The sequence below is a fragment of the Streptomyces araujoniae genome (assembly GCF_050871195.1).
In the GTDB taxonomy this organism is placed as follows: domain Bacteria; phylum Actinomycetota; class Actinomycetes; order Streptomycetales; family Streptomycetaceae; genus Streptomyces; species Streptomyces bacillaris.
Genome location: NZ_CP194070.1, coordinates 3,254,959 through 3,270,386 on the forward strand (window position 1 = coordinate 3,254,959; position 15,428 = coordinate 3,270,386).

Below are 15,428 nucleotides of genomic sequence, written 5' to 3' on the forward strand. Positions count from 1 at the left end.
CGTCGTCCGTCGTAACGTGGCTCCCCTGCAGACGTACCGGCAGAGAGGTACCGACGCAGACACCTACCCCCACATGTATGCCGACACAGACGTACCGACCGAGCCTCCACGACCGAGACCTCCGTGCCATCCGAGTGAAGGAACCATGCACCGTTCAGCTCCGCGCCTGTCCCGCATCCTCGCCTGCGCCGCCGTTCCGGTGATGCTCGTCGCCGTCGGCTGCTCTTCGGACTCCGGCTCCGGCTCCGGGTCCGACGCCAAGAAGAGTGCGGACTCCTCGTCGTCCGGCGCCGCCTCCACCGAACCGACGAAGCCCGCGGTCGAGCCGGCGAAGTTCGGTGACCTGCCCGACCCCTGCTCCTCGATCGGGAAGGGCACGATCGAGGACCTGGTGCCCGACGCCAAGAAGAAGGGCGGCACGGCGGGCCGCTCCAGCGATCTCTCGGTGCGCGGCAGCTGCTCGTGGAACGGTCTCAAGGACAACGGCGTCAAGGGCTCGCAGTACCGCTGGCTCTCCGTCGCCCTCACCCGCTTCGACTCCGACCAGTCCCTGGGCAGCGGGGCCGACCGCGCCGCCGAGGACTACACGAAGCAGGTCGCCAAGGAGAAGGCGACCGAGGGCGCGCAGAAGGTCGCCACCGCCGACGCCGCCGGCATCGGCGACGAGGCGACGGCGATCACGTACGGCCTCGACAAGTCGGACGAGAAGTTCGAGAACAGCACGGTCGTCGCCCGTACGGGCAATGTCGTCGTCACCCTGACGTACAACGGCGCGGGCTTCGCGGGGGCGAAGACCCCGTCCGCCGCCGACATCCTCAAGGACGCCCAGAAGGCGGCGAAGGAAGCGGTCGCCGCGGTCGGCAGGACCGCCGAGGCCTCGAAGTCCGACGGCCCGTCGGACGGCAAGTCCGACGAGAAGAAGGACGAGAAGTCGGACGGCGACAAGGACGCGAAGAAGGACGACGCCGAGGCCACGCCCAAGTCGTGACCTGAGCGGGCCCGGCCGGCCGAACTCCCAGGCCGTACGGCGTTCTTCCGGAGCCCGACCCTCCGCCGAGGGCCGGGCCTCCCCCTCCCCGCGCAACGGAACTCGCACACATGTGCCAGGCTGTGCCAGCGCCGGACATGGATGCCGGTCCGGGAGAGAAGAAGTCGGGGAGGGGAGCGCCGGTGGCCGCCATACCGCTGACACGCACGCACCGGATACTCATCGGGATCGTCGTCGCCGGTGCGGTGATCATCGCGGCGATCGGGTTCGCGGGCTCCTACGCGGCCGTGCGCGAGCTGGCCGAGGCCAAGGGGTTCGGCCAGTTCTCCCTGGTCTTCCCGATCGGCATCGACGCGGGCATCTGCGTCCTGCTCGCCCTGGACCTCCTGCTCACCTGGATGCGGATCCCGTTCCCGCTGCTGCGCCAGACCGCGTGGCTGCTGACCGCCGCGACCATCGCGTTCAACGGGGCCGCCTCCTGGCCCGATCCGCTCGGCACCGCGATGCACGCGGTGATCCCGGTCCTGTTCGTCGTCTCCGTGGAGGCCGCCCGCCACGCGGTGGGCCGGATCGCGGACATCACGGCGGACAAGCACATGGAGGGCGTGCGCCTCACCCGCTGGCTGCTCTCCCCCGTACCGACGTTCAAGCTGTGGCGGCGCATGAAGCTGTGGGAGCTGCGCAGTTACGAGCAGGTCATCAAGCTCGAACAGGAGCGGCTGATCTACCAGGCGCGCCTCCAGGCCCGGTTCGGCCGCAACTGGCGCCGCAAGGCCCCGGTCGAGTCGATGATGCCGCTGCGGCTGGCGAAGTACGGCGTCCCGCTCGCCGAGACCGCCCCGGCCGGGCTCGCCGCCGCCGGTATCGAACCTGCTCTGCTGCCGCCCGCCCCGAAGGCCGGACTGCCGGAGCGGCCGGAGCTGTCGTACGACCCCGGGCAGGATCAGGAGCGGGAACGGGAACAGCAGGGGCAGATCCAGGCCCAGCCGCAGCCGGGTCCGCAGGCCCAGGCGGAGCAGCAGCAGCCCCCGTCGCTCCAGAAGCAGGCACCCCAGCAACAGCAGCACCACCCCGCCGAGCAGACCGCCCAAGCCCCCGCCGCCCCAGGGGTCCCGGTCGCCCCGGAATCCTCACAGGTCCCGGAGACCCCCCAGGCACCGCCCACCCATGAAAGCCCCTGGTTCGCCGCCCAGAAGCTGCCGGAGGGCCCGCACTCCAGCGCGTACGACCCGGAGTACACCGAGGGCCTGGAGCCCACGCCCGCCGCCGTCCCCCTGGGCCCCGGCCGCACCCGCCCGCTCGGTGACGTCGGCACGATCGGCGCGGTCCCGCATCCCCGCCAGGAGGAGCGGCCCCGGGTCCAGGAGGAGCGGCCCCAGGTCAGCGCGCAGGCGCCCGAGGCGGCCCGCGTCCCGGACCCCGGGCCCGAGGAGGCCCCGCAGTTGGAGGAGTGGCCGCAGGAGGACGCGGAGTACGCCGATCTGGCCTTCGAGGTGTTCACCTCGTACACGGACCAGGAGGGTCAGTACCCGAGCGTGGAGATCCTGGACATCCACCTCGCGGACACCCGCAACGTACGGCACCCCCGCTCGACCGAGCTTCTCCAGCGTCTGATGCCGGAGTTCAGGAAGGCGTACGTCCCGGCGCAGGCGACGGCCGACCAGAGCGCCTGAGGTACGGCCGGCGCACACGGTGGCGTACCGCTGACGTACGGCCGTGCGCCACCCGGGCGACACCCTTGATTAGCATGGTGTACATCACGTTCATCAAGCGCGTGCAACCATCCCGCGGGCACGCGGGTCAAGTAATTGGTGTCGGCTGCGCCCTTCACCAGGCCATATCGGCCGAATCCCGGAAGGGGGCCACTCCTTCTGCACCCTGTAACCCCGTAATAGCCCTATATAGCTTATGTGCTTATATGAGGTGCGGAGTCGTGTGCGGCTCCCCCCACTCCCAAGGAAGCCCCACGCATGAGTCACACGCAGAACCCGGCGAACCCCCGGATAAGCCTTGTCGTTCCTGTGTACCGGGTTCAGGGTTACCTGCGCGCGTGTCTGGACTCCATCCTGGAGCAGTCGTTCACCGACTTCGAGATCATCGCCGTCGATGACCACTCCCCGGATTCCTGTGGGCGCATACTCGACGAATACGCGGCACGGGACAGCCGGGTGCGCCCCGTCCACCTCGACGAGAACCGGGGCATAGGCAAGGCCCGCGATCTCGGTGTCCAGCGTGCGTCCGGGGACTACCTGTTCTTCCTGGACAGTGACGACACCCTGGCCGAGGGCGCCCTGCAGGCCGTCGCCGACCGGCTGGAGCGGGTCGGGGACCCGGACATCCTGCTCCTCGACCACGTCCGTACGTACTGGACGAACCGTGTGCAGGTCAGTGCCGCCGGCGAGCTGCTCGCCTCGGCGGGAACCGACGTGTTCACGGCCCTGGAGCGGCCCGAGTACCTCACGATGTTCGCCGTGGTGTGGAACCGGGTGTACCGCCGCGAGTTCTACGTCGGCAACGGGTTCACCTTCACCGACGGCATCTACGAAGACGCGCTGATGGTCTACAAGACCATGCTCACCGCGGAGACCGTCGCGGGCCTGGACCACGTCTGCGTGCGGTACCGGCAGCGGCGCCAGGGCAACTCGATGCGGACCCCGGGGCGCGAGCACTTCGGGATCTTCGAGCAGTACGCCCGCCTCTTCGACTTCCTCGACGAGCGGCCGCACCTCGAACCCGTACGCGCACTGCTGTTCCAGCGCATGGCCAACCACTTCCTGTTCACCCTCGCCCGCGAGAACCGCGTCCTTCCCCAGGACCGCCCCGCCTTCTTCAAGCGGGCGTCGGAGCAGTACAAGCGGTTCAAGCCCGTCGGCTTCAAGAAGCCCCAGGGCGGGACCGGGCTGCGGTTCGATCTCCTGGAGCGCGGCTCCTACTCCGCGTACGCGGCTGCCGTCTTCGCTGGCACCGCCCGGACGAAGCTGCGCAAGCGGGCCGCCAAGGTCAGGACCCGGCTGGGCCGGAAGGCGTACGACCAGCTCTACCAGATGCACCTGCGCCGCCCGATCGACGAGAACCTCGCGGTCTACAGCGCCTACTGGAACCGCGGCGTCACCTGCAACCCCGCCGCGATCTTCGAGAAGGCCAAGGAGCTCGCCCCGCACATCCACGGCGTATGGATCGTGCGCCCGGGCGAGGAGAAGAACGTGCCCGCGGGGGTCGACCACGTGGTGGAGCGTTCGCCCCGCTACTGGGAGGTCATCGCCCGGGCCAAGTACTTCGTCAACAACGCCAACTTCACCAACGAGGTCGTCAAGCGGCCGGGGCAGGTCCACCTGCAGACCCACCACGGCACGCCGCTGAAGCAGATGGGCATCGACCAGCAGCGGTTCCCCGCCGCCGCGAAGGGCATGAGCTTCCGCAAGATGCTCGAACGGGTGGACCGCTGGGACTACAGCCTCTCCGCCAACCAGTACTCGACGGAGATCTGGGAGCGCGTCTACCCCTGCGCCTTCGAGCCGATCGACTCCGGCTACCCGCGCAACGACGTCTACTTCCGGGCGACCGCCGAGGACGTCGCGCGCATCCGCGCCGAGCTGGGGATCGAGGAGGGCCGGACCGCCCTGCTGTACTGCCCGACGGTGCGCGACTACCAGAAGGGCTTCGTGCCCCGGATCGACCTGGAGCGGATGAGCCGTGAACTCGGCCCCGACCACGTCCTCCTCGTGCGCGCGCACTACCTCCACAACGCCGACCCGCAGCTCCAGGCCCTCCAGGACCGCGGTCTGATCAAGGACGTGTCCGCGTACCCGGTGGTGGAGGATCTCTGCCTGGCCGCCGACGCGCTGATCACGGACTACTCGTCGATCATGTTCGACTACGCCTGCCTGGACCGGCCCATCGTCGCCTACGTGGACGACTGGGAGGTCTACAGCCAGGCCCGCGGCGTCTACTTCGACCTGCTCTCCCAGGAGCCGGGGCAGACCCCGGGCGCCACGGCGACCGACGAGGACCAGCTCATCGAGGTCTTCCGCAGCGGCGCCTGGAAGGACGAGCGGTCCACCGAGCTGCGCGCCGCGTTCCGGAAGCGCTTCGTCCAGTTCGACGACGGCCACGCCGCCGAGCGTGTCGTACGCAAGGTCTTCCTGGGGCAGGACGCCACCCCGGCGGTCATCCCCCTCGACCAGCGCACCCCCGCACCCGCGCCGGAGGCGGTCGGGGCCGCCGTGCTCATCCCGGCACAGGCGAGCGGCGACCGCGTCACCACCTGACCGACCCTCCCACGCGCACCATGGATGCCGCTCGGCTACGGCGGCGCCGTGGTGCGCGCCCATCTCCACCACACCTCGGGGAATCCACATCATGCACACCAGCATCACCAAGGCCGTCATCCCTGCCGCGGGCCTGGGCACCCGGTTCCTGCCGGCCACGAAAGCGACCCCGAAGGAGATGCTGCCGGTCGTCGACAAGCCGGCGATCCAGTACGTGGTCGAGGAGGCCGCTTCCGCCGGTCTGGAGGACGTCCTCCTGATCACGGGCCGCAACAAGCGCGCCCTGGAGGACCACTTCGACCGCAACTACGAGCTGGAGTCGGCCCTCCAGAAGAAGGGCGACGCCGACCGGCTCGCACGGGTGCAGGAGTCCAGCTCGCTGGCGACCACGCACTACGTGCGCCAGGGCGACCCCAGGGGCCTCGGTCACGCCGTGCTGTGCGCCGCCCCGCACGTCGGCGACCAGCCCTTCGCCGTGCTGCTGGGCGACGACCTCATAGACCCGCGCGACCCGCTGCTGGCCCGCATGATCGAGGTCCAGGAGCGGCACGGCGGCAGCGTCGTCGCGCTCATGGAGGTCGAGCCCTCCCAGATCCACCTGTACGGCTGCGCCGCCGTGGAGACCACCGAGGACGGCGACGTCGTCAAGGTCACCGACCTGGTCGAGAAGCCGGACCCGGCCGACGCGCCGTCCAACTACGCGGTCATCGGCCGGTACGTCCTGGACCCGGCCGTCTTCGACGTGCTGCGGCAGACCGAGCCGGGGCGCGGCGGCGAGATCCAGCTCACCGACGCCCTCCAGGCGCTCGCCGCGGACGAGAAGATCGGCGGCCCGGTGCACGGCGTCGTCTTCAAGGGCCGCCGCTACGACACCGGCGACCGGGGCGACTACCTGCGCGCCATTGTCCGGCTCGCCTGCGAACGCGAGGACCTGGGGCCGGAGTTCCGCTCCTGGCTGCGGACCTTCGTCGACGAGGACGAGGCCGCGGCGGGCTGACACCACAAGCACCGCACGGCGAAGGGCCGCCGCCCGGGAGGGGATCCCGGGCGGCGGCCCTTCGCACGTACGGCGGGGTCCTACGCGCCCAGCAGCCTGCGCACCCGGTCCGCCCCCACCGCGAGCAGCAGCGTGGGCAGCCGCGGCCCGGTGTCACGGCTGACGAGCAGGCGGTAGAGCAGCACGAAGAACGACCGCTGGGCGGCCTTCAGCTCGGGCGTCGGCTTGGCGTCCGGCTCCAGCCCCGCCAGCACCTTCGGCACGCCGTAGACGAGCGTGGTGAGCCCGTCCAGGGACCAGTGCGTGTCCAGCCCCTCCAGGAGGAGGCGCAGCGAGTCGCGGCCCTGGTCGTCGAGCGAGCCCAGCAGCTCCTTGTCGGGCTCGTCGCGGACGATGGTGCGGGCCTCGGCCGGGACCTGGGTGGTGATCCAGTTCTCGGCCCGGTCGAGCCGCGGACGCGCCTCGTCCAGCGAGGTCAGCGGGTTCTCCGGGTCCAGCTCGGTCAGGATGCGCAGCGTCTGGTCCTCGGCGCCGGCCGTGATGTCCGCGACCGAGGCGAGCGTCCGGTACGGGAGGGGGCGCGGGGTGCCCGGAAGCTCCCCGGCCGCCGTGCGGACGGCCCGCGCGTACGCGGCGGCGTCGGCGGGGAGCACCGTGCCGTCCTCGACCTTGCGGACCAGCGAGTCCCACTCGTCGTACAGCCGCTGGATCTCCTGGTCGAAGGCGATCTTGAACGACTGGTTGGGCTTGCGGCGCGCGTAGAGCCAGCGCAGCAGCGGCGCCTCCATGATCTCCAGCGCGTCGGCCGGGGTGGGGACCCCGCCCTTGCTGGAGGACATCTTGGCCATGCCGGAGATGCCGACGAAGGCGTACATGGGCCCGATGGGCTGCACGCCGTCGAAGACCTCGCGGACGATCTGGCCGCCGACGACGAAGGAGGAGCCGGGCGAGGAGTGGTCGACGCCGCTGGGCTCGAAGATCACGCCCTCGTACGCCCAGCGCATCGGCCAGTCGACCTTCCAGACCAGCTTGCCGCGGTTGAACTCGCTCAGCCGGACCGTCTCGGCGAAGCCGCAGGCCGAGCAGGTGTAGTTCAGCTCGGTGGTGTCGTCGTCGTAGGAGGTGACGACGGTGAGGTCCTTCTCGCAGTTGCCGCAGTAGGGCTTGTACGGGAAGTAGCCGGCGCTGTTGCCGCTGCCGTCGTCCTCGGCGGCGGCGCCGGAGCCCTCGGCGGCCTCCAGCTCGGCCTCGTCGACCTTCTTCTGCTGCGGCTTCCTGCCGCCCTTGGCCGCCGCCGGGTCCTTCTTGGTCCGGTAGCGGTCGAGGACGGCGTCGATGTCGGCGCGGTGCTTCATCGCGTGCAGGATCTGCTCGCGGTAGGTCCCGGCGGTGTACTGCTCCGTCTGGCTGATCCCGTCGTACTCGACGCCCAGCTCGTCCAGGGCGGCCGACATGGCGGCCTTGAAGTGCTCGGCCCAGTTCGGATACGCCGATCCGGCCGGGGCGGGCACCGAGGTCAGCGGCTTGCCGATGTGCTCGGCCCAGGACTCGTCCACGCCCGGGACGCCGTTCGGGACCTTGCGGTAGCGGTCGTAGTCGTCCCAGGAGATCAGGTGGCGCACGGTGTACCCGCGGCGCCGGATCTCATCCGCGACCAGGTGCGGGGTCATGACCTCGCGGAGGTTGCCGAGGTGGATCGGGCCCGAGGGGGAGAGGCCCGAGGCGACGACGACCGGTTTGCCAGGCGCACGACGCTCCGATTCGGCGATGACATCGTCCGCGAAGCGGGAGACCCAGTCGGTCTCGGTGCTGGTCTGACTCTCGGCCACGGTCGGCACGTCCTTCTCTCGTCTGTCGGTTCCCAGTGGGTTACCGACCATTCTCCCAGCTACCCCCCGTAGCGCGAAAACGGCTTTGCACCCCGTGGGATACTGGACCGAATCCCCTGTACCCCTACGGAAACGGCAGCCCGTCCCATGCCTGAGCACGGCTCGGTCCCCTCCCTCGCTTCCACGCTCCAGCAGCAGCTGGCGGACGCCCTGACGGCAGCCCTGCCGGATGCCGGCACCGCGGACCCGCTGCTGCGCCGAAGCGACCGGGCCGACTTCCAGGCCAACGGCATCCTGGCGCTCGCCAAGAAGCTCAAGGGCAACCCCCGGGAGCTGGCCGGCCGGGTCACCGCCGCCCTCCCGGCGGGTGAGCTGATCAAGGACATCGAGGTCTCCGGCCCCGGCTTCCTCAACATCACCCTCGCGGACCGGGCGATCGTCGAGACGCTGGCCGCCCGCGCCGCCGACCCCGAGGGCCGCCTCGGCGTCCCGGTCGACCCGGCCGCCGGCACCACCGTCATCGACTACGCCCAGCCCAACGTGGCCAAGGAGATGCACGTCGGCCACCTGCGGTCGGCGGTCATCGGTGACGCGATGGTCCGGATCCTGGAGTTCACCGGCGAGGACGTCGTCCGGCGCCACCACATCGGGGACTGGGGCACCCAGTTCGGCATGCTCATCCAGTATCTGATCGAGCACCCGGGCGCCCTGAAGCACGAGGGCGGCGCCAGCGACGGCGAGGCCGCCATGTCGACGCTGAACCGGGTCTACAAGGCCTCGCGCGCCCTGTTCGACGCCGACGAGGAGTTCAAGGCGCGCTCCCGGGACCGGGTGGTGGCCCTCCAGGCCGGGGACCCGCAGACGCTGGAGCTGTGGCAGGGCTTCGTCGACGAGTCGAAGATCTACTTCCACTCCGTCTTCGACAAGCTCGACATGGAGGTCCGCGACCCGGACATCGTCGGTGAGTCCGGCTACAACGACATGCTGGAGGAGACCTGCCGGATCCTGGAGGAGACGGGTGTCGCAGTCCGCTCCGAGGGTGCGCTCTGCGTCTTCTTCGACGATGTGAAGGGCCCGGACGGCAACCGGGTCCCGCTCATCGTGAAGAAGACCAACGGCGGTTACGGCTACGCGGCCACCGACCTCTCCGCCATCCGCGACCGGGTGCGGAACCTCAAGGCCGACACCCTGCTGTACGTGGTCGACGCCCGGCAGTCGCTGCACTTCAAGATGGTCTTCGAGACGGCCCGCCGGGCGGGCTGGCTGAACGAGGACGTCAAGGCCGTGCAGCTCGCCTTCGGCACGGTCCTCGGCAAGGACGGCAAGCCGTTCAAGACCCGTGAGGGCGAGACGGTCCGGCTGGAGGACCTGCTCGACGAGGCGGTCGAGCGGGCCACCGCGGTCGTGCGGGAGAAGGCCGGGAAGGTGGGCCTGTCCGAGGACGAGATCGTGGAGAACGGCCGGTACGTCGGCATCGGCGCCGTGAAGTACGCCGACCTGTCGACCTCCGCCGTGCGGGACTACAAGTTCGACCTGGACCAGATGGTGTCGCTCAACGGCGACACGTCGGTCTACCTCCAGTACGCCTACGCCCGGATCCAGTCGATCCTGCGCAAGGCGGGCGACGCGGTCCCGGCCGCCCACCCGGAGCTGGCGCTGGCCCCGGCCGAGCGGGCGCTCGGGCTGCACCTGGACCAGTTCGGCGAGGTGCTCGCGGAGGTCGCGTCCGGCTACGAGCCGCACAAGCTGGCCGCGTATCTGTACCAGCTGGCGTCCCACCTGACCACGTTCTACGACCAGTGCCAGGTGCTCAGCGCGGACAACGCGCCCGAGGTGGTCGAGAACCGGCTCTTCCTGGTGGACCTCACCGCCCGGACCCTGCACCGGGGCATGGAGCTGCTCGGCATCCGGACCCCCGGCCGCCTCTGACGCCACCAGCCGTACGTACGTCGGCCCCGGCACCTGCGAGGGTGCCGGGGCCGACGTGTACGTACGGGTCAGGTCACTGCGGGCGGCCCAGCGCCCACCCCGACACGTCGGAGAGGCGTCCGCGCCACAGCGGCAGGGAGACGGGCGTCATGGCCCCGGAGACGAGGGTGACGTCCCGCAGGTGGATCCAGCGGGGCAGCCGGGCCGCCCCCGACGCGTGCTCCTCCGCGCGCAGTTCCCGTACGCCCTGGTCGACGGTCTCCGGGAACTCGGCGAGCAGGTTGGCGCCCTCGCCCTCGACCTGGCGCAGCGACCTGGCCCACTCGGCCTTCCACTGCTCGTGCCCGATCGCGTCGCCGTGCAGCAGTCCGCCCGGGTGGGTGAGGGTCATGGGCAGACCGGCGCGCGGGTCCTCGTCCAGGAGCTGGATGAGCAGCTGGAGCTGGAGATCGGGCAGGGGCTCGGTGATCACCGCGGCGGACGGTGCCGGCGAGGTCTCGGCGGTGGCGCTCATGGGCCCTTCCCTTCAATGGCGTACGACCAATGGCGTACGACGGCCGTGCTCACCGCCTGCCCGGTGAAGGCGCGGGCACACGCCCCATGGGCCGGGTCCGGCGGGATCAGAGGAACCGGCGGATGGGCACGACGGCCGCTTCCCTGGCCCGCTGGACGAGATCGCGCCGCTTCCACCGGCCGCGCTCGATGCGGACGCTCTTCTCCCGGTCCTCGTCGAAGTCGGCGTCGAGCGCGTCGGTGAAGTCGCAGTCCAGGACCGCGAGCATGACCTCCTCGTCGTGTTCGAGGGAGCGCCGGTTGAAGTTGGTGGAGCCGATGAGCGAGGCGACCCGGTCCACGGTGACCGTCTTCGTGTGCATCATCGTGGGCTGGTACTGGTAGATCTTCACCCCGCACGCGGTGAGTTCCTCGTAGTGCCGCTGCCCGGCGAGCTGGCAGACCCGCTTGTCGGTGTGCGGCCCCGGCAGCAGGATCTCGACCTCCACCCCGCGCCGGGCGGCGGCGCAGAGCAGGGCGGTGAAGTAGTCGTCGGGGGCGAAGTAGGCGGTGGTGAGGCGGATGCGCTCCTCGGCGGACTCCAGGACGACCCGCATCAGGGTCTGCATGTCCTGCCAGCCGAAGGAGGAGGAGCCGCGCACCACCTGGACGACCGCGTCGCCGTGCTGGTCGCTGGGGACGAACCGGTCGTGCTCGTCGAACAGCTCGTCCTGGCACTCGGCCCAGTTCTGGGCGAAGGCGGCGGCCAGGCCGTCGACGGCGGGTCCGCGGACCTGGACGTGGGTGTCGCGCCACTCGTGCTCGTTGCGCGCGTCGCCGCACCACTCCTCGGCGATCCCGACGCCGCCGGTGAACGCGGTGGTCTCGTCGGTGATGAGGACCTTGCGGTGGCAGCGGTGGTTCTGCTTGAGGGGCGAGAGGTAGAGCGGCTTGCGGAACCAGGCCACCGTCACGCCGGCCTCGTCCATCATGGCCAGCTGGTCCTTCTCGATCAGCCGGGAGCCGAAGCCGTCGAGCATCAGCCGCACCCGCACCCCGGCGCGGGCCCGCTCGGCGAGCGCCTCGGCGAACTCCCGCGCGATGTCGCCGCGCCAGTAGACGAAGGTCATCATGTCGACGGTGTGCTCGGCGGTGCGGATCGCCTTCAGCATCGCGCCGAAGATCTGGTCGCCGTTGCGGAGCGGGAGGAGCGCGTTGCCCTCGGTCGCGGCGATGCCGATCAGCCGCTCCAGTCTGCGTCTGAGCCGTTGGGAGCGCTCCGCGCAGACGTCGGGGTCGAGCGCCGCCTCCGGCGTCCGCGCGGGCGTGCTCCGCTCGCCGTCGCTGGGATCCCGCTCGGCCTGTTCGGAGGCTTCGGCTATACCGGACATCGGTCACCTGGGGTGGTAGGGGCGGGCCGCCGACCGTTCGGAGCGGTGCCCCGCCGGGGTGGGCTGGTGAGGGCGTCGGAGACTGTACTCCTCGGTACGGGCCGGGCTCAGCCCCCCGTACGCCTTCGGCCCCCAGGACAGGCCCGAGAGGCCCGAACTCCCCCGCCACGCGGCCCGATCCGGCCGAAACCCTTCACCTCGCCTCCGGGGTGAGTATGGTTAGCCTAACCTAAGTAACGGCTCGTCTCCGGTCGTCCGAAACGCGCCGCCCCGCCCCCGGACACCCACCCTCCCGGAGGACCCGTTGACGTCCGCGCCACCGCTCGCCCCGCTCACCACCGGCGACACCCTCCCGCTCGACGGCCACCTGATCCACCTGCCGCCCGCCCCGCCCGCCTCTCTCGCCACCGCCACCGGGATCGTCCGCGACCACCTCACCCGGCTCGGCGCCCGGTTCGGCCCCGGCTCGGGCCCCTGGCACGGCGGCGGCACGGGCCCGGTCCGCGACCGGTACGCCACCCCCGGCCCGGAGACCGTCATCGGCCTCGGCGGACCGCACTCCGCCCCCGGCACCGATCTCACCCTGCGGGGCTGGCCCACCGGCGACCCGACGCCCTTCGACGAGACCACCGCCCAGGCGGCCACCGGCCTCATGGCCCTCCACGGCCGCGCCAACGGCGGCCCGCGCCCCCTCGGCGTCGACCTCCTCTCCACCCTCGGCGGAGTCGCCGCCTCCCAGGCCCTGCTGGCCGCCGCCCTCTCCGGCCTGCGCGGCACCCCCGTCCGCTCGGCCCGCGTCAGCGTGGTGCGGGCGGCCCTGTTCTCGCTCGGGCCGTACGTGGCCGCCGCGACGGCCGGCGAGGAGCCCGAGGAGGTCCCCAGCCCGCCCTACCGCCGGGCCGCCCGCCCCCCGTTCACCTCCTCCGACGGGGTGCGGTTCGAGGTGGAGGCCCTGGCGGTCCAGCCCTGGCGCGACTTCTGGCGGGCGGTCGGCGCCCCCGCCAAGGACATCGCCAACAGCTGGCGGGCCTTCTCCGCCCGGCCCGCCCGCGCCGCCTCCCCGCTGATCACGACCCTCGCCCAGAGCGCCGGCCGCCACCGCTTCGCCGACCTCCAGCTCCTCGCCGAGCGGACCGGGATGGGCATCTGCGCCCTGCGCACCCTCGCGGACCGGCGCGCCGACAGCGACGTACGGTACGACGACGACCCCTGGGAGCTGCGCGAACTCCCCCGGGACCCCGGCGCCCCGCACCCCGCACCCCGCCGCGCCGCCCGCCCCGGCTCCCTCCCGCTCCCCCTCACCGGCCTCACCGTCGTCGAGTCCACCCGCCACCTCCAGGGCCCGCTGGCCACCTCCGTCCTGCGGGCGCTCGGGGCCCGCGTGATCCGGATCGAGCAGCCGGGCGGCGACCCCGCGCGCGGGGCGGCACCCCTGGCGGGCGGGGTCTCCGCCCGGTTCGCGGCGCTCAACGCGGGCAAGGAGGTCCGCGAGATCGACATCCGTACGGCGGCGGGCCGCCGGGCGGTCGCGGAGACCGTGGCGGAGGCCGACGTCTTCCTGCACACCTGGGCCCCCGGCGAGGCGGCCCGGCTCCGGCTCGACGAGGAGGACCTGGCCCGCGCCCGCCCCGGCCTCGTCCACGCCTGGGCCTCCGCCTGGGACCGCGCCCCCGACGGCCCCCGCCCGCCGGGCACCGACCCCATGGTCCAGGCGTGGTCGGGCGTGGCCGACACCGTACGGACCCCCGACGGGAACCCGGCCCCCTCCCTGGTCACCGTGCTCGACCTGCTGGGCGGCCAGCTCGCCGCCGAATCCGTCCTGGCGGCCCTGCTCGCCCGGGAGTCCGGGGCGGCGACGGGCAGGCTGCGCGTCGACACCTCCCTGCTCGGCGCCTCCCGGGTGCTGCTGCGGCCCCTGCTGCGCGGCCTGGACGACCCGGCGGGGGCCCCTCCGGCGCCCGCCGGTCTCGTCGCCCCCACCGCCGACGGCCTGATCGCGGTCGGCCCGGCGGCCGGGGTGACCCCCGCAGAACTCGCCACCGCGCCCACCGCCACCTGGCTCAAGCGGCTCCACGCGGCCGGCGTCCCCGCCCGCGCGGTCATCACCGACCTGGCCGCGCTCCCCCAGGACCCCGCGCTCTCCCCGTACTTCACCCACGACGGCTACGCCCGCCCCACACCCCCCTGGAGCTTCTCGTGACCGCCGCCACCGCCCCCGTACCGACAGCCACCGCACCCACCGTCCCCGTACCGACCATCCCCGCAGCCGCCACCGCCACCACCGCTGCCACGGCCACTGCCGTGTCCGGGCCACCGGCCACGCCCCTCCCGTACGCCACCGACGACGACCCCCGTCCGGCCCTCTCCCACGACGACGCGGTGGCCGCCGCCCGCGCGGTCGCGCGCCGGCTCGCGGCGTACGCGGCCGAGGCCGACCGGCTGCGCACCCTGCCCGCCGAGGCGGTCCGCCTCCTGGACGACGCCCGCCTCTTCGACGTCCTGACCCCGCGCGTCTGGGGCGGCGGCGGACACGGCTTCGCCACCGCGCTCCGCACCACTGAGGAGCTGTCCCGGAGCTGCGCGTCGGCCGGCTGGCTGCGCGCGGTCATGGGCGGCAACACCTGGATCGTGGCGCAGTTCCCCCTGGAGGCCCGCCAGGAGGTCTTCGCCGCCCCCTCCAGCCGGATCGCCCTCCAGCTCCGCCTCTCCGGCCCGCCCGCCCAGCGCGTCCCGGGCGGCTATCTGCTGCGCGGGATGTGGGGCCGCTTCTGCTCGGGCATCGACCACGCCGAGTGGATCGTCGCCGAGGTGAGCGCCCCGCCCGCGCCGGGCGCCGAACCGGAACCCCACCTCGTCCTCATCCCGCAGGAGCGGACGGTCCCCATCGACGACTGGCACACGAGCGGTCTGCGCGGCACGGGCAGCCGCTCGTTCACGGTCCCCGAACTCCTCGTCCCCGACCACCGCGTGCTCCCGCTGACCGCCCTGGACCCCGTCGCACCCGCGCCCTACGGCCGCCCCCGGACGGCCCCGTACCGGATGGCGTTCACGGCCGTCGGCACGGTGGCGCTCGCGGGCGTCCTCCTGGGCACGGCCCGGGCGGCCCTGGACGCCTACACGGGCTCTTCGGCGGGTCCGGGCGGCGGCGCCCGGCTGGACACGGCCGCGCTCACCGCCACCGTCGACACCGCACGGGCGCTGCTCCTGGCCGACCTGGAGACGCTCGCCGTCTCCGGCACCCCGGGCGGGACGGCCGAGGAGCGGGCCCGGATGCGCCGGGACATCGCGTACGCGGGGACGCGGTGCCGCGAGGTGGTCAACGCGGTGTACGAGGCGTCCGGTTCGGCCGTGATCTACGACGACGCGCCGGTCCAGCGGATCTGGCGGGACGCCAACGCGGCCGCCCAGCACCCCACGTTCGACCTCCGCCGCTGGGGCGCGTCCCCCGCATGAGGAACGCCCGGACGGGCACCCGAACGGGGTCCGGCCGCTGCCATGGACAGCGGCCGGACCCTCCCACCGGGCCACCGCCCG

10 protein-coding genes are annotated in these 15,428 nt (G+C 72.3%); 7 read left to right on the top strand and 3 right to left on the bottom strand.

Annotated features, from left to right (window positions below):
* Positions 1 to 145: 145 nt before the first annotated feature.
* From ACQ9ZG_RS13755 to galU, 4 genes are all read left to right on the top strand, one after another.
* The gene (locus tag ACQ9ZG_RS13755; RefSeq protein ID WP_109916271.1) at positions 146 to 988 is read left to right on the top strand and encodes a DUF3558 domain-containing protein; all 843 of its coding nucleotides are present in this window, start codon (positions 146 to 148) and stop codon (positions 986 to 988) included.
* A gap of 182 nt (positions 989 to 1,170) precedes the next feature.
* Complete coding sequence (locus ACQ9ZG_RS13760) at positions 1,171 to 2,661, top strand: DUF2637 domain-containing protein (RefSeq protein WP_109916270.1); 1,491 nt, start codon at positions 1,171 to 1,173, stop codon at positions 2,659 to 2,661.
* Between the two features lie 297 nt (positions 2,662 to 2,958).
* On the top strand, positions 2,959 to 5,256 hold the full coding sequence (locus ACQ9ZG_RS13765; RefSeq protein ID WP_109916269.1) for a bifunctional glycosyltransferase/CDP-glycerol:glycerophosphate glycerophosphotransferase: 2,298 nt from the start codon (positions 2,959 to 2,961) through the stop codon (positions 5,254 to 5,256).
* A 91-nt stretch (positions 5,257 to 5,347) separates the two neighbouring features.
* A complete protein-coding gene (gene galU, locus ACQ9ZG_RS13770) occupies positions 5,348 to 6,253 on the top strand; it encodes a UTP--glucose-1-phosphate uridylyltransferase GalU (RefSeq protein ID WP_018489233.1) in 906 nt (301 codons plus the stop codon).
* A gap of 80 nt (positions 6,254 to 6,333) precedes the next feature.
* On the opposite strand, the gene lysS is transcribed toward galU, so the two are convergent.
* Positions 6,334 to 8,091, bottom strand: a complete 1,758-nt coding sequence (gene lysS, locus ACQ9ZG_RS13775) for a lysine--tRNA ligase (RefSeq protein WP_099217681.1) — start codon at positions 8,089 to 8,091, stop codon at positions 6,334 to 6,336.
* Positions 8,092 to 8,229: 138 nt separating this feature from the next.
* On the opposite strand from lysS, the gene argS reads away from it, so the two are divergent.
* Entirely contained in the window at positions 8,230 to 10,011 is a 1,782-nt protein-coding gene (gene argS / locus ACQ9ZG_RS13780; protein ID WP_109916268.1) for an arginine--tRNA ligase, read from the top strand.
* A gap of 73 nt (positions 10,012 to 10,084) precedes the next feature.
* Here argS and ACQ9ZG_RS13785 read toward each other — a convergent pair whose 3' ends face one another.
* Both ACQ9ZG_RS13785 and ACQ9ZG_RS13790 read right to left on the bottom strand, forming a co-directional pair.
* The gene (locus ACQ9ZG_RS13785) at positions 10,085 to 10,525 is read right to left on the bottom strand and encodes a GvpU-like protein (protein WP_018489230.1); all 441 of its coding nucleotides are present in this window, start codon (positions 10,523 to 10,525) and stop codon (positions 10,085 to 10,087) included.
* A 106-nt stretch (positions 10,526 to 10,631) separates the two neighbouring features.
* Positions 10,632 to 11,894, bottom strand: coding sequence for a phospholipase D-like domain-containing protein (locus ACQ9ZG_RS13790; protein WP_109916267.1), 1,263 nt, complete (start codon positions 11,892 to 11,894; stop codon positions 10,632 to 10,634).
* A gap of 304 nt (positions 11,895 to 12,198) precedes the next feature.
* On the opposite strand from ACQ9ZG_RS13790, the gene ACQ9ZG_RS13795 reads away from it, so the two are divergent.
* Together ACQ9ZG_RS13795 and ACQ9ZG_RS13800 are read left to right on the top strand one after the other, a co-directional pair.
* Positions 12,199 to 14,094, top strand: a complete 1,896-nt coding sequence (locus ACQ9ZG_RS13795; RefSeq protein WP_499280588.1) for a CoA transferase — start codon at positions 12,199 to 12,201, stop codon at positions 14,092 to 14,094.
* A 101-nt stretch (positions 14,095 to 14,195) separates the two neighbouring features.
* Complete coding sequence (locus tag ACQ9ZG_RS13800; protein WP_499281600.1) at positions 14,196 to 15,347, top strand: acyl-CoA dehydrogenase family protein; 1,152 nt, start codon at positions 14,196 to 14,198, stop codon at positions 15,345 to 15,347.
* Positions 15,348 to 15,428: the final 81 nt, after the last annotated feature.

Bases quoted from the DNA above. Each gene is read 5' to 3' on its own strand.
- galU (WP_018489233.1), top strand. From the start codon at position 5,348: ATGCACACCAGCATCACCAAGGCCGTCATCCCTGCCGCGGGCCTGGGC.
- ACQ9ZG_RS13765 (WP_109916269.1), top strand. From the start codon at position 2,959: ATGAGTCACACGCAGAACCCGGCGAACCCCCGGATAAGCCTTGTCGTT.
- argS (WP_109916268.1), top strand. From the start codon at position 8,230: ATGCCTGAGCACGGCTCGGTCCCCTCCCTCGCTTCCACGCTCCAGCAG.
- ACQ9ZG_RS13790 (WP_109916267.1), bottom strand. From the start codon at position 11,894: ATGTCCGGTATAGCCGAAGCCTCCGAACAGGCCGAGCGGGATCCCAGC.
- ACQ9ZG_RS13785 (WP_018489230.1), bottom strand. From the start codon at position 10,525: ATGAGCGCCACCGCCGAGACCTCGCCGGCACCGTCCGCCGCGGTGATC.
- ACQ9ZG_RS13755 (WP_109916271.1), top strand. From the start codon at position 146: ATGCACCGTTCAGCTCCGCGCCTGTCCCGCATCCTCGCCTGCGCCGCC.